Here is a 17681-nt window from a genome sequence, read left to right as displayed (position 1 = left end):
GAGCAAGCCCGCTCCCACAGGGGATCTGCGCTTAACTGATCGGCATTAGTCTCCAGGGTCGGTTTTTTTCAGTCGTAATATCCAACCGCTTTTTTCAAATGATCCGAGTATTCATAAATATCGTCGACTGAGCTAATCGGATGACGCGTTTCATTTTTCTCTTCATCAAAGATACCAATGTACTTCTGCGAGCGATTGAAGTGCAGTCGGCAGATCGGTTTGCGATTGTTATCGTCTAAAAGGATACCAAAGTAACTTTGCGTGTCGCGCTGAACAATACGCTTGGCGTCAACGACTGAACGCACCAGCACACGGACAATGTGATACCCCTCCAGTTCCTGTGTTGTCAGAACCTAGTCATCCCCTTCATCACGCGGTTCTGCGGGGTCGGTTCCAACAGTGGCTGAAGGCAAGGACGCCAACGATGGCTGAATTGCACCACTCATTGCTGACTTGAGTCGATCATTGATCTGGTCGTTGATGACCTCTGACTGGTTCTATCCGTGCATTCGCATGCTGGCGAATTGATTGCCAATTGATCCTGGACGCAAACCCGCACAAAGAAAGTTTTCTGCTGCAAAGTGCTTCGCCCTATGCCCAGCGATGACAGATTTCAGTGGTGGCAGGCTTTCTCGGTCGAATTTTCGCAACGCCCTCACTGTCTGAATTTCAGGCCCCTCTCAATAAGGAACACGGCAATGAAATTCGCGAAGATTTCCCAGACTCTCGCACTGTGGGCCGGTAGCCCGAAAACCTTCATGGGGGCGTTGGTCCTGATTTTTCTCTGGGGACTGAGTGGGCCGTTTTTTCATTTCAATGACACCTGGCAACTGATCATCAACACCTCGACCACGATCATCACGTTTCTGATGGTGTTCCTGATCCAGAACACGCAGAACCGCGACACCGACATCCTGCATCTGAAGCTCGATGAGTTGTTGCGCGTCAACAAGGAAGCCCAGAACGCGATGCTCGGGCTGGAATCGCTGGACCTCAAGCAACTGGAGGCGCTGCGCAAGCATTACCGCAGCCTGGGCGAAAGCGAGGTGTTCAACCTCGAAGGACTGGGGGAAAAGAGCAAGCCGAGGCAGGATCTGAATGACTGCTGACAAACAAAAACGGCGCCTTTCGGGCGCCGTTTGTTTAATCCTCGGTATTAGCGGCTGGCCTGCAGCGCCCGAGCCATTTGCAGATGGTTCTGCAGTTTCGGCAAGGTCTCGTCGGCAAATGCCTTGATTTCCGGCACGTCGGTGGTCTGAGCTTCCTCCTGAATCTGCTGGATGGCTTCTTCGGTAGCTTTCACCTGGCTGGCGGCGTAGGCCTGGTCGAAGGTTTCACCGTCCTTCACCTGCGGGATCATGGATTTGGCCTTGTCGGCGATTTCTTCACGGGGAGCGATCGGCAGGTCGAGTTTCTTCGCGATCTTCGCCAGGTGCTGGTTGGCCGTGGTGCGGTCATTGATGACGACGATGGTGTAGTCCTTGACCTCTTTGGATTCGGATTTCTGATGGGCCAGACGACTGGCTTCGATATCGGCCATGCCCTTGGCCGAAGCATCGTTGATGAAATCGGCAGGCGACTGGGCAGCGGCGCCGCTGGCGAACGCACTGCTGGCGAACAGTCCCAGCAACGTGACAAAACTGAAACGACGTACCTGGGTGGCCATCCGGCTCATGGTCGCGCCCTCCTTCTCTTCAAATTCAAGCGGGAGCTTTCGCCCCCGCCTCTCAATCAAAACTACCTCACCGACTACTTCGATTTCTGAGCAGGCTTGCGGCCCATTTCGGTTTTCGCAGGCTCTTTGTCGACCGTCGTGGTGGTGGTTTTCCCACCTTTGCGACCGGCTTCAGACGCCTTCGTTCGATCGTTGGCGAAGTTTCCCGAGTTCGAGTTTCTTGAATTAGGCATGATTCTCTTCCTCTTGGTGTTGATCGTTGGCGAGCAGGTGCCCGCCTAGATTGAGAATTGCCGGACCGATAAAGGTTTAGAAAAGTTGCCCGCGCCGCGACGAACGGTGCGGCCTGTTTCAGATGTCCACTGCCCGATGATTGAGGCGTTTGGCGGCGTACATCGCCTGGTCGGCATGCCGGAACAGTTGCTGTTCTTCGTGGCCATGTTCGGGATAGCGGGCCACGCCGATGCTCGGTTCGATGTGCAGGTTGTGGCCGTCCAGGCGCATCGGTTGTACCAGCACCTGTCGGATCTTTACGGCCACGCTGTCGGCATCTTCGGCGGCGTGCACGCTGTGCAGCAGCACCACGAATTCGTCGCCACCAATGCGCGCCACGGTATCGGTCTCGCGCACGCAGCCCTTGAGCCGACTCGCCACCGTCTGCAACAGCATGTCGCCGACCGCATGGCCGAAGGTGTCGTTGACCTGCTTGAAGCGATCCAGATCGACGTACAGCAGCGCCATGTTTCCCGAGGCTTCACGGGCACCGGTCAGCGCCGCCTTGAGTCGGTCTTTCAACAGTTCGCGATTGGGCAACTGGGTCAGTTGATCGTACTGCGCCATGCGCCGCAGCCGCGCGTGCAACTGCTGGCGCTCGATAGCGGTGGCGACCTGGGCACAGACGTATTGCAGCAGTTCCTTGTCCTGTTCGGTGTAACGCTCACCACCCGGCAGGCTTTTGACGATCAGCGCGCCGATGGTGCCGTTTTTCGAGTTCAGCGGCACGCCGAGCCAGCACGGTGAGTCCTGACCGGACACCAGTGCGGCGAAGTCGGGCGGGGAATCGGGGCTGTCCGGTGTCAGCAGAATCGGCTGGCCGCTGCGGATCACTTCCGCGCACAAGCGGCCGGTGACGGTGCCCGGTCGCTCGGGCTGCAATTCGTGATCGTCGACGTGATACGGAAAATTCAGCTGCGCGCAGTGTTCGTCGTACAGCGCCACGGAAAAGTTCAGCGCCGGCAGCCATTCGCCGATGATCAGGTGAATGCGCTTGAACAGCGCCAGCAGGTCTTCGGCGACGTGCGCCGCTTCGGAAATCGCGTACAACGCCGCCTGCCGTGATTCGGCCTGCTTGCGTTCGGTGATGTCGCGGGCTACGGCGATGCGCAGTTGATCGACCTCCGACCAACGCGCCGACCACAGAATGTGTGCGATGCGGCCGTCCTTGCGCACGTAGCGGTTTTCAAAGTTGTGTTTGGGTTCGCCGCCCATGATGTCGTGGGCCGCCGCCAGGGTGCGCTGGCGGTCTGCCGGGTGCACCAGTTCGATCATCGGCCGGCCGATCAACTCGTCAGGCGTGTAACCGAAAATGCGCTCGCAGGCGGCACTGACAAAAACGAAACGCCCCTGTTTGTCCACCGCACAGACGGCGTCCAGCAACAGGTCCATATAACTCGCCAGCGGCGCGGAATTTCGGCTTTCCATGGTTCAGCGTAGGTGTCCGGGCAATGCAGCAATGATCCACCATCCCTGACCCTTTTGATCGCGCATCCATGCTTCCAGCGTCAAGCCTTGTTCGGCAGCAATCCCGGCAGCGCATGCACCAGCGCGTTGATCGCAAAACCGATGAACATCACCCCGCACAGGCGGGTGATCATCAGTTCATGGCGTTGATACAGCGTACGCACCCGGCGGGCGCCGACAACCCCGATCAAGATAGCGTAAGCCAGCAATCCGCCGAGGAAGCTCAAGGCGATCAGCGCCGGCAGCATCGACCAGTTGAGCAGTTCAGCGCGGCTCGACAGCAGCGCGGTAAAGGTCGCGACCGCCACCGGGTAGGCCTTGGGGTTGGTCAGGCCGAACAGGATACCGTGCCAGAACGGCTGACGCGCCGCACCCTGGGGCTGATCATCGCCGCGTCGCTGGGCCCGCACCGCCCGCCAGCCGAGCCAGAACAGGTACAAACCGCTGAGCACACCGAGCACATCAAACGCGGTGCTGCCGATTTCCCGGGCGCCGACAATCGCAATCAACGCGGTGCTGCACCAGACCACATCGCCGAGCAGGTGCCCACAGAGAAAACCCGCCCCGGCCCGCCGCCCGCGCGCCGCGCCGATGCCGAACACCGCCAGCACGCCCGGCCCCGGCGTGATGCCATAGATGAAACCCGAGGCCAAAACGGCCATAAGCAGCGATGGAGTCATGAAATACCTGCAGGCGCCAGTACAAATGATGGCCAGTCTATATCAGCGCAATGTGTCTGTTCACGACTCGTCGTAAAAACGCATGCCCGCGTACGGTTTCAACCGACAGGCTGCCAGTCGCGACGCCAGACCGCCGACGTGGGCTTCGAGCTTGTGCCCGTCCGGGTCAAGAAAGTAGAACGACGCACCTTCGCTGCGGTTGTCGCGCCATTCCTGCACGTTCGCCGCTTTCAGCTGTTCTACGAACCGCGAAAAATCCGCTTGATCGAGACTGAAGGCGTAATGGGTGTAGTCGACGGATGGCTCGGCAGTGCGCTGCGCATCCAGCGACAGACACAACCACAGCCCCGGCAACGACAGATAGGCACCGGCGTCCCACGTGGCCTCTACGCGCAGATTCAGCACCTCGCGATAGAACGCCAGGCTGCGCGGCAAGTCGCTGACAGCGAGGGTCAGGTGGTTGAGGCCGATGAGCATGAGTCAGTAACCTCTGAGGTCTTCGGGGACGTTGTACTGCTGGCCATCGTAGGTCAGGGTGATCTGTTTTTTCTTCAGCTCGGTGGTGTTCGAAACGCACTGACTGCCGGATTGGGTGTTTTTCATTTTACTGCCACTGGTGGTGACGATCAGATCGGCGAATCCATTGTGGCTCGATGGAGCGATCTCGAGCGTCCGGCGGATTTTTTTGCTGTAGCCCTCGCAGTTATTCACGAACTCACCGTTGTCCTTGAAGACCACCAGGCCCTCAAGCACCGGGCGCAGGCTGTCACTCTCGCGCACATACAGCGCCAGATCGGTTTTCTCGTAGGGAATGGCCTGGGAACTGTGCACGAATTTCGCTCGCAGCCCAAAAGCCCGGACGTCCGGCGTCAGGCGGTAGCGCGCTGTATCGATGCGCACATCATCCAGACGCACGGCATCGGAGTTGTAGGCGCCCGGCTTATGGTAAGTGGCGATCGGTTTGGCGTTGCTGGCATTGAGAATCGCCAGATCCAGATCGAACGCCCCGGCATCGTCACCGCCGGAATCGGCCAGATAGGTGGATTTGACCGAGATCGCCTGACTCGGGAACGCCGGCCAGACGTTGCAGCGCGACATGGATTTGCCGTCGAAACTCTTGGTGGTGCAGGCGGCCTGGGCGTGGGTGGTGATGGCCAGCAATGCGCAAGCCAAGAGGAACGTGTTTCTGCAGGTCATGTTTCTTCCTTGATAAATGTCTGGTGCCCTGCTGTTGGACGAATGGCACGCGGGCCCAAGTATGACGCTGTAGTATGTTGCACTACAAATCACTACACCGAGACCATCATGTCCGTCATGTCATTGCGTCTTCCCGATGAAATTGCCGACACCCTTGCCAACCTCGCCAAGGCGACCGGGCGTAGCAAGTCTTATCTGGCGGTGGATGCGCTTCGCGAGTATCTCGCGCGCGAAGCCTGGCAAATCGAAGAGATCCAGCAAGCGTTGAAAGAAGCCGACGCCGGAGACTTCACGTCTGCCGATGAAGTCAGGGCCATCGCCAACAAATGGAATGCCAATGCGCGTTGAGTGGCTACGTACCGCTCTAAAGAATCTCGATGACGAAGCGGCCTACATCGCGATTGAAAATCCGAAAGCTGCTTCAGAGTTCGTCCAGGCCATCCTCGACTGCGTCGATCATCTCACCCGATTTCCTGCTTCCGGACGCGAGGGGCGTCTGGCAGGAACAAGAGAATGCGCGCTACCTGATCGCCCCTATCTGATTCCATACCGGGTTCGTCAGGGCCGACTCCAGGTTCTGCGCATATTCCATACTCGCCGGCTTCCTCCCAGCATGTGGTAATGGATACTCAAGTATCACTCCTCATCCCCTCCTCAATCCTGCGATTCAACCAGTTCAATGCCTGATCCGCCCCCCGACGCTTGTGCCACGCCAACACAAAGGTGAACGGCGCGATCTCGAACGGTGGCGGCAGCACAATCAATTCCTGCAGTTCGATCTCACGCACGCTACGCGACGACACGGTGAGGATCAGATCCGTACCGCTGATCAACTGCGGCGCGACGTTCCAGTGCGGCAGGCTGATGGCGACGCGGCGGCGTTCGCGCAATGAGGTCAACGCCCGTTCAATTTCCGGGGTGCCGCTGCCACGCATTTCCAGCAAGACGTGCGGGCGCGACAGGTAAGTCGGCAGGTCCAGAACCCCATCGGCCGGCAAGGTACGGCGATCCAGCAGACAGACGTAGCGCTCCTCGAACAGCAGCGTGCTGCGCAGTTCATTGGGCATTTCCGGAAACACCCCGGCGGCCACATCGATATCGCCGTTGAGCACGCCTTCGAGCATGCCTTCGCGGCTGGCGTGACTGATTTGCAGGTCAATGCCCGGCGCTTCGCGGCGCAGGGTGCGGATCAGCCCGGGGAGGATGATTGCCGCACCGTAGTCGGACATCGCCAGGCGAAAGGTTCGCCGCGCATGGGCCGGATCGAAGGTGTTTGGCGCCAGCAGCGATTGCACCTGCGCCAGCGCTTCGGCCAGCGGCGCGATCAGTTCCAGCGCTCGTGCGGTGGGCACCAGGGTCGAGCCAGCGCGCACCAGCAGTGGATCGCCGAGCACCTCGCGCAAGCGCGCCAGCGCATGGCTGACCGCCGGTTGACTGAGGTGCAGACGCTCGGCGGCACGGGTGACGTGTTGCTCGCTGAGCAAGGCGTCGAGGATCACCAGCAGGTTGAGATCGATACGGCGCAGATCATTCATCTTGTGCATGTTCTGGATGACAAAACGGAATTTAAATCTGCGCGACGAATACCTTAGAGTCCAGCAAAACCTGTTGGAGATTGATCATGAGTACGTTGCAGTGGGCCGGTCTGTTACTGCTGGCCGCGTTTGCCGGGGCGGTGGTGCCATTCCAGAGCGCGATCAACAGCAATCTGGCGCGGGGGCTTGGACATCCGCTATGGGCGACCCTGGCCTCGCTGCTGGTCAGTGTGTTGGTGCTGTTGCCGGTGATTCTGGCGTTGCGCCTGCCACTGCCGTCGCTGGGCTTTTTCAGCAAGGCGCCGCTGTGGATGTGGGCCGGTGGTGCATTCGGCGTGTGTTTTGTGGCGCTGGCAGTGATGCTGTTGCCAAGGCTTGGGGCATCGGGGTTTGTCGCGCTGGCGCTGGCCGGGCAGGTGATCGCTTCAATGGTTCTGGATCACTTCGGATTGTTTGGACTGGTGGAGAAACAGTTGACGGTGTCGCGGGTGTTGGGGGCGTTGCTGCTGATTGGCGGGGTGGTGTTGATTCAGTTTGGTGGGGTGTTTGAGAGGAATGGGGTGGCTGTTGGCTAATCCAGATAGTTACTCAATATCTGGAAGTCAGCCATCGCGAGCAGGCTCTCTCCTACAGTTGAAATGCGTCCCCCTGTAGGAGTGAGCCTGCTCGCGATGGCGTCAGAACTGACGCTGCAAATCTCAGAACTTGTCGAGGCTGCCCCCTTTCAAAACGCGTTGCGGAAAATCTCCTCGATCTGCCGCTGATCCGCCGCCCGTGGATTGGTCAGGCCGCACGCATCTTTCAGCGCGTTGGTGGCGAGCACCGGGATGTCAGTGAGCTTGGCGCCGAGTTCGCGCAGACCACCAGGAATGTCGACGTCCCTGGCCAGGCAACGGATCGCGTTGATCGCCGCCTGAGCGCCCTCCTCCGGACTGAAACCACGAGTGTCCGCGCCCATCGCATGGGCCACATCGGTCAGGCGCTCGGCACACACCTGTGCGTTGAAGGTCTGTACATGCGGCAGCAGCACGGCATTGCACACGCCATGCGGCAAGTCGTAGAAACCGCCCAACTGGTGCGCCATCGCGTGCACGTAGCCGAGGGACGCATTGTTGAACGCCATGCCAGCGAGGAACTGCGCATAGGCCATGTTCTCCCGCGCTGCGAGGTCGCTGCCGTCGCGCACGGCCAGGCGCAGGTTGTTGCTGATCAGGGTCATCGCCTTCAGCGCGCAGGCGTCGGTGATCGGGTTGGCGGCGGTCGAGACGTAGGCCTCGATGGCGTGGGTCAACGCGTCCATGCCGGTGGCGGCGGTCAGGCTCTTGGGCATGGCGACCATCAGTGCCGGGTCGTTGACCGACAGCAGTGGCGTGACGTTGCGGTCGACGATCGCCATTTTCACGTGGCGCGATTCGTCGGTGATGATGCAAAAGCGGGTCATCTCGCTGGCGGTACCGGCGGTGGTGTTAATGGCAATCAGCGGCAGTTGCGGCTTGCTCGATTGATCGACGCCTTCGTAATCGCGGATCTGCCCGCCGTTGGTCGCACACAGGGCAATGCCCTTGGCGCAGTCATGGGGCGAGCCGCCGCCCAGCGACACCACGAAATCGCAGCGGCTTTCCTTGAGCAACCCCAATCCGGATTCGACGTTGGCAATGCTCGGGTTCGGCTTGGCGCCATCGAAAATCACCGAGTCGATGTCCTGCATCGCCAGCTTCTCGGCGAGCATGGACGCCACACCGGCCTTGGCCAGCCCCGCGTCGGTGACGATCAGCGCCTTGCGAAAACCATAATTGCGGATCGCAACCATGGCCTCGTCGAGGCATCCGTTACCCATGATGTTTACCGCCGGAATGAAAAAGGTGCTGCTCATGTGCGTCTCCTGACTAGGGCCGAATCGACTGCTCCGATACGGCGGATGCACACAGGATCGACCGATCAGTCACCACCGATGTTGATCTGGCTCAATGCCCGCTCGTGATAAAGTCGCCGCCCATCCACCCTTTGTTTTGAGACTTCCCACGCAATGACCGATTTTCTCGATGTCGACGCCAGCCTTGAAGACTGGAACACCTTGCGCGCCGCGACCGAGTTCAACGGGTTGCTGGTAGGCAATGGCGCCAGCCGCGCGGTGTGGGACGACTTCGGCTACGACTCGCTGTTCGAAAACGCCCGCACCATGGAAGAGAAACCGCTGAGCCCGTCGGAACTGAGCGTGTTCGACGCAATGCAGACGCGCAGCTTCGAGCAGGTGCTCGGCGCGCTGAAAACCACCAGCAAGGTGAACAAGGCGCTGGCCGTCAGCTCGGCCGCACCACGCAATCGCTACTACGCGATCAAGGAAGCGCTGATCAACACCGTGCACGCCGTGCACATCCCGTGGCGGCTAGTGCAGGCCTCGACGCTGGCAACGTTGAATGAAGAACTGGCGCGCTATCGCACGGTATTCACCAGCAATTACGACCTGCTCAACTATTGGGCGCAGCAGCACAACAGCGAAGCCATCGACGATCTGTTCAACGGCCCCAATTCCAGTTTCGATCTGAGCGAAAGTGCCACGGTCAAACCGCGTTTGCTGTACCTGCACGGCGGCCTGCACCTGGTGCGCAATCAGGACGGCACCGCCCGCAAACTGACCTCGACCGAAGGCACCCTGCTCGGCAGCTTTGCGATCAACAACACGATCAAGACCCTGGATGACGTGCCGCTGTTCGTCACCGAAGGACCGAGCGAGGACAAGCTCAAGACCATCCGCAGTTCGGATTATCTGTCGTTCTGCCATGAGCAATTATTGGGTCATGGCGACAGCCTGTGCATCTTCGGCCACGCCTTGGGTGAACAGGACGCGCACATTGTTCGGGCACTGCGACTGGCAAAACCTGCGACGGTGGCGATCTCGATTTATCCGCGCAGTGGGGCGTTCATTCAGCATCAGAAACGCCATTACGCCAAGGTGTTCGAAGGAACCAGGGTCGAGTTGCGGTTCTTTGATTCGAAGACGCATGCGCTGGGGAGCCCGAAGTTGTCTGTTCCCGTCGAGATTTAGCGGCGAGGTTTGTGAGGCCATCGCGAGCAAGCCCGCTCCCACAAGGTTCGGCGTTGAACAGTGGATTTGTGTAGGACATCAATCACGGTGAGAGCGGGCTTGTTCGCGAAGGGACCGGTACTGCCACCGATCCTGTCGGATCAGTCCAACGCCTCTAATCGCGCCTCGATAAACCGCCGCTCCGGCTCCAGCCGCGTCAATTCCAATGCGCGCAGATACGCCGCACGCGCCTGCTCTACCCGGCCCAACTGCCGACAGAACTCCGCCCGCGCCGAATGCGCCAGGTGGTAATCCTGCAACTCACCGCGATCCAGAATCCCTTCAATCAGATTCAACCCGGCCAACGCTCCATCGCGTTTGGCCACCGCCACCGCACGATTCAACTCGATCACCGGCGACGGCACTGCACGCAACAACACGTCGTACAGCCCGACGATCTGCTGCCAATCCGTTTCAGCCGCTGATGGCGCCTCGGCATGCACCGCGGCAATCGCCGCTTGCAGACAATACGGCCCGAACCGCCGTGTGGTCAGCGCGCGTTCTACCAGCGCACATCCTTCGGCAATCAACCCGGCGTCCCAGCGCGAGCGGTCCTGATCGTCCAGCAGGATCAACTCCCCATCCGCCGAGGTGCGCGCCGGCCGCCGTGACTCGTGCAACAGCATCAACGCCAACAGCCCCATGACCTCCGGCTCCGGCAACAACTCCATCAGCAAACGCCCGAGCCTGATCGCCTCGCGGGTCAGCTCTTCACGGGTCAGCTCAGCGCCCATCGACGCCGAATACCCTTCGTTGAACACTAGATAAATCACCCGCAACACGCTGTCGAGACGCTCCGGCAACTCGTTGAGGCTGGGCACTTGATAGGGGATTTTCGCATCGCGGATCTTGGCCTTGGCCCGCACGATGCGCTGGGCAATCGCTGCCGGTGCCGAAAGAAAAGCCCGGGCGATTTCCTCGGTGGTCAGGTCGCAGACTTCACGCAGGGTCAGCGGTACCTGCGCATCCGCCGCCAGTGCCGGGTGACAGCAGGTGAAGATCAGCCGCAAGCGGTCGTCTTCCACGTCTTCGCCACTCCAGTCGGCCTGTTCCAGTTCTTCGAGTTGCGCCAGCAACAGCGGTTGCGAGGCCTTGAAGCGTGCGCGCCGACGCAACACATCAATCGCCTTGAAGCGTCCGGTGGACACCAGCCAGGTGCGCGGATTGTCTGGCACGCCGTCGTGCCGCCAGCGCTCGACCGCGACGAAGAACGCCTCGTGCAAGGCCTCTTCGGCGAGGTCGAAATCACCGAGCAGGCGAATCAGTGTCGCCAGAATCCGCCGCGAGTCTTCGCGATAGACCTGCTCGACCCGCGTCCGAACGTCAGACATTCAGCTGCCGCACCGGGCGCACTTCAACGCTGCCAACCCGCGCCGCCGGAATGTTGCCGGCGACCTGGATCGCTTCGTTGAGGTCCTTGGCGTCTATCAGGTAGAAACCGGCCAGTTGCTCCTTGGTTTCAGCGAACGGGCCATCGGTGATCGACAACTTGCCGTTGCGCATGCGCACCGTGGTGGCGGTCTGCACCGACTCCAGCGTTTCAGCCGCGACCATCCGCCCGCTGCCCTGAATCGACTCGGCGTAGGCCCAGCATTCGGCGTCTTCCGGGCTGTCGGGCGAAGAATGCAACAGGCGCTCATCGCTGTAGACCAGGCATAGATATTTCATGGCGTTCTCCTGAATCGGACGGATCAACTATGGCTGAAGATCAGGGCTGCACATCGAACAGCGTCGCGCCGCTCATCGGATCGAACGGTGCCGACCAGTGCTCGTGGACAATCTTCCACGCCCCGCCCACCTGCCGATAGCACGCGGTCACGCGCATCCAGCAGCTCTGGGTTTCGCCCTTGTCGTTGGTGCCGCCGCAATTGGCCACCCAATGGGCAAAAGCGAGGTTGTCGGCAGTCTCGATGGCGATCTCGTGGAACTCGAAAATATGCGGGCCAGGGCACATTTCCATGCATTCGACCCAATGCGCGCGGTAAGCCGCCTTGCCTTTGAATTGCAGGGCCTTGATCGCGTCGAAGGAGACGATGTCGTCGGCGTACAGCGCCATGACTTTCTCGACGTTCTTGGTCATGACCGCTTCGCGGTAAGTGTTGATCAGGGTCTGGATTGCAGATTGTGCGCTCATGGTGTTCTCCGTGTTTTTGTTGTGAGGACACCCTTAGTCGCTCGGCAATCGAGCAAATCGACAGGCAAAACAAAAAAATTCCGCCGAAGACAAAATCGCTAGAATCCGAGGCTCATCTTTGTAGGAAAAAGGAAATTCCCGTGTCAGCCCAACTCGTGCCGTACGACAGCCTGAACGCCTTGCAGCGCCAGCAAGTCGAGGCGATTGAAATCCATCCCGAGCAGATCAAATTTTCCGGCGACATCCACGGCGCGCTGCACACGCTGCTGTCCAAACCCGGTCCCGGCGTGAAGGGTTTCGCACTGCTGGCCGATCAGGTGCCAGTGGCGTTTTTGCTGCTCAAGCGCCCGCCGGTGTTGCCGGCCTGGGCCGATGAACACAGCGCCACCCTGCACGCCTTGCAGGTCGATCATCGGGCGCAAGGCAAAGGTTACGGCAAGGCCTGCCTGCAAGCGTTGCCCGAAGCCGCCCGTCAGGCGTGGCCGGAGATCAAAGGGCTGGAACTGTCGGTGGACGCCGATAACGACGCGGCGATTGCGCTGTACGCCAAGCACGGCTACGTCGACAGCGGTGAAGCGTACAAGGGGCGGATTGGTTACGAACGGCGTATGGGGCTGTTTTTCTGAGTCATGCGGGCAATCGGCACGGCCCTCTGCTGACCCGACACGCCCCCCTACAGGTTTTGATCGGGGTTGGATCAGAGAGTCAGGATCATCTCGTGCCACGCCATCCCGCCGTGATCGGACTCCGATGGCTTGATGTAGGCAAAGCCGAACCCGGCATACAGCGGGATGTGCTTTTCCTTGCACATCAGATGAATCGTCGCTTTATCCATCCCGCGCATGCGCTCGATGAACTCGGCCATCAAGCGCTTGGCCAGGCCCTGGCCCTGGTAGTCCGGGTGCACCACCACCGACATGATCACCACATTCGGCCCCTTCGGATCGTGGCCGATCAGTTCCTTGAACGCCTCGTCCGACATCTGCACATCAAACGCCGCGCCCGAGTTGATGAAACCGGCGACCACCCCGTCCACCTCGGCCACGATGAAGCCTTCCGGCCAAGTGGCGATGCGCGTGGCAATCTTCTCACGGGTGGCGGCTTCATCGCCTTCGTAGGCAACGGTTTCGATGGTGTAGCAGCGCTCCAGGTCGGCGGCGGTGACGTTGCGGATGACGGTGTTCATGGCAGCTCGAAAATCAGCGGAGAAAGGTCCGCAAAGCATAAAGGAATAAGGTGTTCATATCGATCCGCGTGGGCGGCGTAAAGCCTGCGTATAAGCGCTTTTCTTCGTGCGATGGGCGGGCTATTTCTGCGGTGTGTCTCTGATCACCCTTGGGGGAAACCGCTTATGAGCAGCGTTGAAATCGGCCTGTTGATGGTATTGGGCATCAGTACGTTCGGCTTTATCACCCTGGGCATCGACCTGTTGCGGGCGCGACGGGTGACCAAGGGAAAACGCGGTTGAACAACATGCGGCGGATCAGTGATCCGCCACATGTGGCTGGCTCAGGCCTTGGTATCGACCGGCACGCAGATTTCCAGTTTGCCGGTGTTCAGCCGCGGATTGAAATCGGCGCTGTAGCGCTCCAGCTCCGGAGCATTGAGTTCCACGTAGTGGGAAGTCGGCAGCCAGGTCTTGTAGATGTATTGCAGAGTCTGCGGCAATTGTTCGAGCGGTCCCTTGTGCTCGAACACCGCGTACTGGCGGGGCAGCACTTCGACCCACTGATAGACCTTCTGGTCGAGGTCATCGAGCTTGCTGATTTCCACTCCGGCGATGTAATCGAAGCCGCCCTGGCCGTCGAAATTGCTGCACACCCCGTAGGTCACTTCGTTTTTTTGTCCCTGTATCTTGCCCAGGTGCGGCAAGAACTTTTCCCACAGCGCAGGGATGTCCTTGGCGGTGTCCTGAGTAAATCGACCACGAAGTCCTGCAATCAGCAGGAAGTGTCCATGTTCGAAGCGAGGCTCAGCCACTTCGACGCGTTTTTGCTCATCCATGACTCGACTCCTGGAACAAAAAAAGGGGGTTCGGCTGGTGAGTATAGAAGCCAAACCCGATTCGCAATGTTACAAGGCGTGCAACTGGTCGGCAGCCCCGGAGCCAACGAACTCGTTATAACCGGATACGATCACGTAAACCGCGAAATAGCAGAAGATCGCCGCAGATGCCATGTAGCAATAGCGCAATAGCTTGTCACCGAGCAGCTTGCCACCGTGGCTCGCGGCAAAGCACAAACCGGCCGACCACAGCAGCCCCGCGCAAAGGAAACCACCGAGGAACAGCGCCGAACTCACCGGGCCGCCGCCACCGGAGCGGGCGATCAAGGTGCCGCCGACCGCGGCAAACCACAAAATCGCGCTCGGCGAGGACATGGCGAGGAAGATCCCGCGAAAGAACTCCTTGCGATGCGAGTTCTGCCCCACCTCCGTCGTCGCCGCCAACTGCGCCTCGTGGTGAATCGCCGAATAGATCATCTTCGCCGCAAAGTAGATCAGCAGCACCGAACCACCCATCCACAGCACCCAGCGCACGCTTTCGTACTGCAGCAGCACGGTCATCCCGGCCAGCGCCAGCACCGCGTAAATCAAGTCACCGACGCAGGTACCGAGGCCCAGAGCGAAGCCCTGAAAGTAACCGCGCTGCATCGCCAGAGTGATCATCGCGATGTTGGCCACGCCGATGTCCAGGCACAGCGAGAGGCTCAGCAAGAAGCCGCTGGTGAATTCCATTAAGCATTTCCTTGGGAAAAATTATTGTCGTGCGCGCTGGACAGTCTGCCATCGCTGCCCTTATCTTCGGCCACAGGTCACCGCAGTGACCAGCGTCGCTCGGACGGTTCCGGGCGCTTACGTTATCCGAGGCAACAATGGCTGAACAAGGTTCGCCGCGCCGCTTTGCGCGCATAGATCGACTCCCCCCTTACGTTTTCAACATCACCGCCGAGCTGAAGATGGCCGCGCGTCGTCGTGGTGAAGACATCATCGACTTGAGCATGGGCAACCCCGACGGGGCCACGCCGCCGCATATTGTCGAAAAACTCGTCCAGGTCGCCCAGCGCGAAGACACCCACGGTTACTCCACGTCCAAGGGTATTCCGCGCCTGCGCCGGGCGATTTCCAACTGGTACAAGGAACGCTACGCGGTCGACATCGACCCGGAAAGCGAAGCCATCGTCACCATCGGCTCCAAGGAAGGCCTGGCGCATTTGATGCTGGCGACCCTGGATCAGGGCGACACCGTACTGGTGCCGAACCCAAGCTACCCGATTCACATCTACGGTGCGGTGATTGCCGGCGCCCAGGTGCGTTCGGTGCCACTGGTGCCGGGCGTGGACTTCTTCGATGAATTGGAACGGGCGATTCGCGGCTCGATCCCGAAGCCGAAGATGATGATCCTTGGCTTCCCGTCCAACCCCACTGCACAGTGCGTGGAGCTGGATTTCTTCGAACGGGTGATCGCCCTCGCCAAGCAGTACGACGTGCTGGTGATTCACGATCTGGCTTACGCCGACATCGTCTACGACGGCTGGAAAGCCCCGTCGATCATGCAAGTGCCGGGCGCCAAGGACATCGCGGTGGAGTTTTTCACCCTGTCCAAGAGCTACAACATGGCCGGCTGGCGCATCGGTTTCATGGTCGGCAACCCGGAGCTGGTCAACGCCCTGGCGCGGATCAAGAGCTACCACGACTACGGCACGTTCACCCCGCTGCAAGTGGCGGCGATTGCCGCGCTGGAAGGCGATCAGCAATGCGTGCGCGACATCGCCGAGCAGTATCGCCAGCGCCGCAACGTGCTGGTCAAAGGTCTGCATGAGCTGGGCTGGATGGTCGAGAATCCGAAAGCCTCGATGTATGTCTGGGCAAAGATCCCCGAGGCTTACGCACACCTCGGTTCGCTGGAGTTCGCCAAGAAGCTGCTGGCCGAGGCCAAGGTCTGCGTCTCGCCGGGGGTTGGTTTTGGTGAGTATGGCGACGATCACGTGCGCTTCGCGCTGATCGAAAACCAGGACCGGATTCGTCAGGCGGTGCGCGGGATTCGCGGGATGTTCCGGGCGGATGGTCTGACCCCGAAGACCTCTGCCTGACGCATCTGATCGTTCTGATCGTTCCCACGCTCTGCGTGGGAATGCCGCAATGGACGCTCTGCGTCCGCTTTGGGACGCAGAGCGTCCCGGGATGCATTCCCACGCAGAGCGTGGGAACGATCCATCAGGCACAAAAAAACCGCATCGCTGCGGTTTTTTTGTGTCTGGCGTTCGGGATTAAACGAACAGCGACAACAGCAGGATAAAGCCCAACGCAACCACCGACAGGATGGTTTCCATCGCCGTCCAGGTCTTGAACGTCTCGGCCACGGTCATGTTGAAGTACTGCTTCACCAGCCAGAAACCAGCATCGTTCACATGGGACAGGATCAACGAACCGGCGCCGGTAGCGAGCACCAGCAGCTCACGGTTGACGCCCGGGATCATCCCCACCACCGGCACCACGATGCCCGCGCCAGTGATGGTCGCCACCGTTGCCGAACCGGTGGCGATACGAATCACCGCCGCCACCAGCCACGCCAGCAAAATCGGCGAGATCTGCGCGCTGACCGCCATGTGGCCGATCACGTCGCCCACGCCGCTGGTCACCAGCATCTGCTTGAAGCCACCACCGGCGCCGATGATCAGGATGATCGCGGCGGTCGGTGCCAGGCTCGCGTCCAGCCACTTGAGCATCTGCTGGGAACCGATGCCCTGCTTGTGACCGAAGGTGTACAGCGACAGCAGCAATGCCAGCAGCAGTGCCGAGATCGGGTGACCGATCATGTCCATCCAGGTGCGGAAGAAGTGACCGTCCGGCAGCGCTACGTCGGCGAAGGTTTTCAGCAGCATCAGGAACACCGGCAGCAGCACGGTGATCAGGGTGATGCTGAAGCTCGGCAGTTTGGCCGAGTCATCGTTTTCACGGGCCAGTTGATCGACCAGCTCCTGATTCGGATGACCGGGGATGTGCTTGGCAATGAAGGTACCGAAAATCGGACCGGCAATGATCGCGGTCGGCAGCGCAACGATCAGACCGTAGAGAATGGTCTTGCCGATGTCGGCGCCGAACACGCCGATTGCCAGCAACGGCCCCGGGTGCGGCGGCACCAGGCCGTGTACGGCGGACAGGCCGGCGAGCAGCGGGATACCGATCTTGATGATCGACACGCCGGTGCGGCGGGCAACGATGAACACCAGCGGAATCAGCAGCACGAAGCCGATTTCGAAGAACAGCGGAATGCCCACCAGGAACGCGGCGAACATCATTGCCCACTGCACTCTTTCTTTACCGAACGCACGGATCAGGGTCTGGGCGATCTGATCGGCCCCGCCCGACTCGGCCATCATTTTGCCGAGCATGGTGCCCAGCGCGAGGATGATGCCGACGAAACCGAGCACGCCACCGAAGCCGTCCTGGAACGCCTTGATGATGGTGCCGATCGGCATGCCGGACGTCAGGCCAAGGAACGCGGCCGCGATGGTCAGGGAGATAAAGGGGTGAATCTTGAATTTGGTGATCAGGATAATCAGGCCGATTACCGTGACCACTGCATCGAGCAGCAGGTAGGCGTCGTGGGACATGCCAAACATTGGGGGTGTCT

General features: G+C 60.0%; 22 protein-coding genes and 1 pseudogene. 7 read left to right on the top strand and 16 right to left on the bottom strand.

Annotated features, from left to right (window positions below):
- Nucleotides 1-68: 68 nt before the first annotated feature.
- Nucleotides 69-488, bottom strand: a pseudogene (locus PseAD21_RS18985) (restriction endonuclease); the annotation flags it as partial.
- 210 nt (nucleotides 489-698) lie between these two features.
- Here PseAD21_RS18985 and PseAD21_RS18980 point away from each other — a divergent pair.
- Nucleotides 699-1109, top strand: coding sequence for a low affinity iron permease family protein (locus tag PseAD21_RS18980; RefSeq protein WP_102357024.1), 411 nt, complete (start codon nucleotides 699-701; stop codon nucleotides 1107-1109).
- A gap of 47 nt (nucleotides 1110-1156) precedes the next feature.
- On the opposite strand, the gene PseAD21_RS18975 is transcribed toward PseAD21_RS18980, so the two are convergent.
- From PseAD21_RS18975 to PseAD21_RS18950, 6 genes are all read right to left on the bottom strand, one after another.
- Nucleotides 1157-1675, bottom strand: coding sequence for a DUF4142 domain-containing protein (locus PseAD21_RS18975; RefSeq protein ID WP_102357023.1), 519 nt, complete (start codon nucleotides 1673-1675; stop codon nucleotides 1157-1159).
- A gap of 74 nt (nucleotides 1676-1749) precedes the next feature.
- Nucleotides 1750-1908, bottom strand: a complete 159-nt coding sequence (locus PseAD21_RS18970; RefSeq protein ID WP_003222499.1) for a KGG domain-containing protein — start codon at nucleotides 1906-1908, stop codon at nucleotides 1750-1752.
- Between the two features lie 118 nt (nucleotides 1909-2026).
- Nucleotides 2027-3376, bottom strand: coding sequence for a bifunctional diguanylate cyclase/phosphodiesterase (locus PseAD21_RS18965; protein WP_102357021.1), 1350 nt, complete (start codon nucleotides 3374-3376; stop codon nucleotides 2027-2029).
- An 80-nt stretch (nucleotides 3377-3456) separates the two neighbouring features.
- Nucleotides 3457-4095, bottom strand: coding sequence for a LysE family translocator (locus PseAD21_RS18960; protein ID WP_102357019.1), 639 nt, complete (start codon nucleotides 4093-4095; stop codon nucleotides 3457-3459).
- Between the two features lie 60 nt (nucleotides 4096-4155).
- The gene (fos, locus tag PseAD21_RS18955) at nucleotides 4156-4572 is read right to left on the bottom strand and encodes a fosfomycin resistance glutathione transferase (RefSeq protein WP_102357018.1); all 417 of its coding nucleotides are present in this window, start codon (nucleotides 4570-4572) and stop codon (nucleotides 4156-4158) included.
- Nucleotides 4573-4575: 3 nt separating this feature from the next.
- Nucleotides 4576-5292 carry a hypothetical protein gene (locus tag PseAD21_RS18950; RefSeq protein ID WP_102357016.1) on the bottom strand — a complete coding sequence of 239 codons (717 nt, stop codon included), beginning with the start codon at nucleotides 5290-5292 and terminating at the stop codon, nucleotides 4576-4578.
- Nucleotides 5293-5400: 108 nt separating this feature from the next.
- Between PseAD21_RS18950 and PseAD21_RS18945 the strand changes: the two genes are divergently transcribed.
- Complete coding sequence (locus PseAD21_RS18945) at nucleotides 5401-5640, top strand: CopG family ribbon-helix-helix protein (RefSeq protein ID WP_102357015.1); 240 nt, start codon at nucleotides 5401-5403, stop codon at nucleotides 5638-5640.
- A complete protein-coding gene (locus PseAD21_RS18940; RefSeq protein ID WP_102357013.1) occupies nucleotides 5630-5914 on the top strand; it encodes a type II toxin-antitoxin system RelE/ParE family toxin in 285 nt (94 codons plus the stop codon). Before PseAD21_RS18945 ends, PseAD21_RS18940 begins: the two co-directional genes overlap by 11 nt.
- Nucleotides 5915-5921: 7 nt before the next feature.
- Here the strand turns inward: PseAD21_RS18940 and PseAD21_RS18935 are convergent, their stop codons facing one another.
- The gene (locus tag PseAD21_RS18935; protein WP_178082143.1) at nucleotides 5922-6836 is read right to left on the bottom strand and encodes a LysR substrate-binding domain-containing protein; all 915 of its coding nucleotides are present in this window, start codon (nucleotides 6834-6836) and stop codon (nucleotides 5922-5924) included.
- A 77-nt stretch (nucleotides 6837-6913) separates the two neighbouring features.
- Here PseAD21_RS18935 and PseAD21_RS18930 point away from each other — a divergent pair, with 77 nt between their 5' ends.
- Nucleotides 6914-7402: a DMT family transporter gene (locus PseAD21_RS18930; RefSeq protein WP_102357010.1), complete on the top strand. Its 489-nt coding sequence runs from the start codon at nucleotides 6914-6916 to the stop codon at nucleotides 7400-7402.
- Between the two features lie 149 nt (nucleotides 7403-7551).
- On the opposite strand, the gene yiaY is transcribed toward PseAD21_RS18930, so the two are convergent.
- Complete coding sequence (gene yiaY / locus PseAD21_RS18925) at nucleotides 7552-8700, bottom strand: L-threonine dehydrogenase (protein WP_102357009.1); 1149 nt, start codon at nucleotides 8698-8700, stop codon at nucleotides 7552-7554.
- 153 nt (nucleotides 8701-8853) lie between these two features.
- Between yiaY and PseAD21_RS18920 the strand changes: the two genes are divergently transcribed.
- Complete coding sequence (locus tag PseAD21_RS18920; protein WP_102357008.1) at nucleotides 8854-9873, top strand: DUF4917 family protein; 1020 nt, start codon at nucleotides 8854-8856, stop codon at nucleotides 9871-9873.
- A gap of 140 nt (nucleotides 9874-10013) precedes the next feature.
- On the opposite strand, the gene PseAD21_RS18915 is transcribed toward PseAD21_RS18920, so the two are convergent.
- The 3 genes from PseAD21_RS18915 to PseAD21_RS18905 are packed head-to-tail and all read right to left on the bottom strand — an operon-like array spanning nucleotide 10014 to nucleotide 12046.
- A complete protein-coding gene (locus tag PseAD21_RS18915) occupies nucleotides 10014-11243 on the bottom strand; it encodes an RNA polymerase sigma factor (protein ID WP_102357006.1) in 1230 nt (409 codons plus the stop codon).
- Nucleotides 11236-11580, bottom strand: a complete 345-nt coding sequence (locus tag PseAD21_RS18910; protein ID WP_102357004.1) for a YciI family protein — start codon at nucleotides 11578-11580, stop codon at nucleotides 11236-11238. Before PseAD21_RS18910 ends, PseAD21_RS18915 begins: the two co-directional genes overlap by 8 nt.
- A gap of 40 nt (nucleotides 11581-11620) precedes the next feature.
- Nucleotides 11621-12046 carry a nuclear transport factor 2 family protein gene (locus PseAD21_RS18905; RefSeq protein ID WP_102357003.1) on the bottom strand — a complete coding sequence of 142 codons (426 nt, stop codon included), beginning with the start codon at nucleotides 12044-12046 and terminating at the stop codon, nucleotides 11621-11623.
- Between the two features lie 140 nt (nucleotides 12047-12186).
- Between PseAD21_RS18905 and PseAD21_RS18900 the strand changes: the two genes are divergently transcribed.
- Nucleotides 12187-12672 (top strand): N-acetyltransferase, encoded by a 486-nt coding sequence (locus PseAD21_RS18900; protein WP_102357001.1) that lies wholly within the window; start codon nucleotides 12187-12189, stop codon nucleotides 12670-12672.
- Nucleotides 12673-12743: 71 nt separating this feature from the next.
- Here the strand turns inward: PseAD21_RS18900 and PseAD21_RS18895 are convergent, their stop codons facing one another.
- From PseAD21_RS18895 to PseAD21_RS18885, 3 genes are all read right to left on the bottom strand, one after another.
- A complete protein-coding gene (locus PseAD21_RS18895; protein ID WP_102357000.1) occupies nucleotides 12744-13232 on the bottom strand; it encodes a GNAT family N-acetyltransferase in 489 nt (162 codons plus the stop codon).
- A gap of 323 nt (nucleotides 13233-13555) precedes the next feature.
- Nucleotides 13556-14050, bottom strand: coding sequence for a GyrI-like domain-containing protein (locus tag PseAD21_RS18890; RefSeq protein WP_102356998.1), 495 nt, complete (start codon nucleotides 14048-14050; stop codon nucleotides 13556-13558).
- Between the two features lie 69 nt (nucleotides 14051-14119).
- Nucleotides 14120-14782 (bottom strand): LysE family translocator, encoded by a 663-nt coding sequence (locus tag PseAD21_RS18885; RefSeq protein WP_102356997.1) that lies wholly within the window; start codon nucleotides 14780-14782, stop codon nucleotides 14120-14122.
- 137 nt (nucleotides 14783-14919) lie between these two features.
- Between PseAD21_RS18885 and alaC the strand changes: the two genes are divergently transcribed.
- Nucleotides 14920-16137 carry an alanine transaminase gene (alaC, locus tag PseAD21_RS18880; RefSeq protein WP_102356995.1) on the top strand — a complete coding sequence of 406 codons (1218 nt, stop codon included), beginning with the start codon at nucleotides 14920-14922 and terminating at the stop codon, nucleotides 16135-16137.
- A 177-nt stretch (nucleotides 16138-16314) separates the two neighbouring features.
- Here alaC and PseAD21_RS18875 read toward each other — a convergent pair whose 3' ends face one another.
- On the bottom strand, nucleotides 16315-17670 hold the full coding sequence (locus PseAD21_RS18875) for a GntP family permease (protein WP_102356994.1): 1356 nt from the start codon (nucleotides 17668-17670) through the stop codon (nucleotides 16315-16317).
- Between the last annotated feature and the right edge of the window lie 11 nt (nucleotides 17671-17681).

Source organism: Pseudomonas sp. AD21 (assembly GCF_002878485.1).
Classification (GTDB): domain Bacteria; phylum Pseudomonadota; class Gammaproteobacteria; order Pseudomonadales; family Pseudomonadaceae; genus Aquipseudomonas.
The sequence above is the reverse complement of the archived record's forward strand: the minus strand, read 5'-3'. Positions and strand labels throughout refer to the sequence as shown.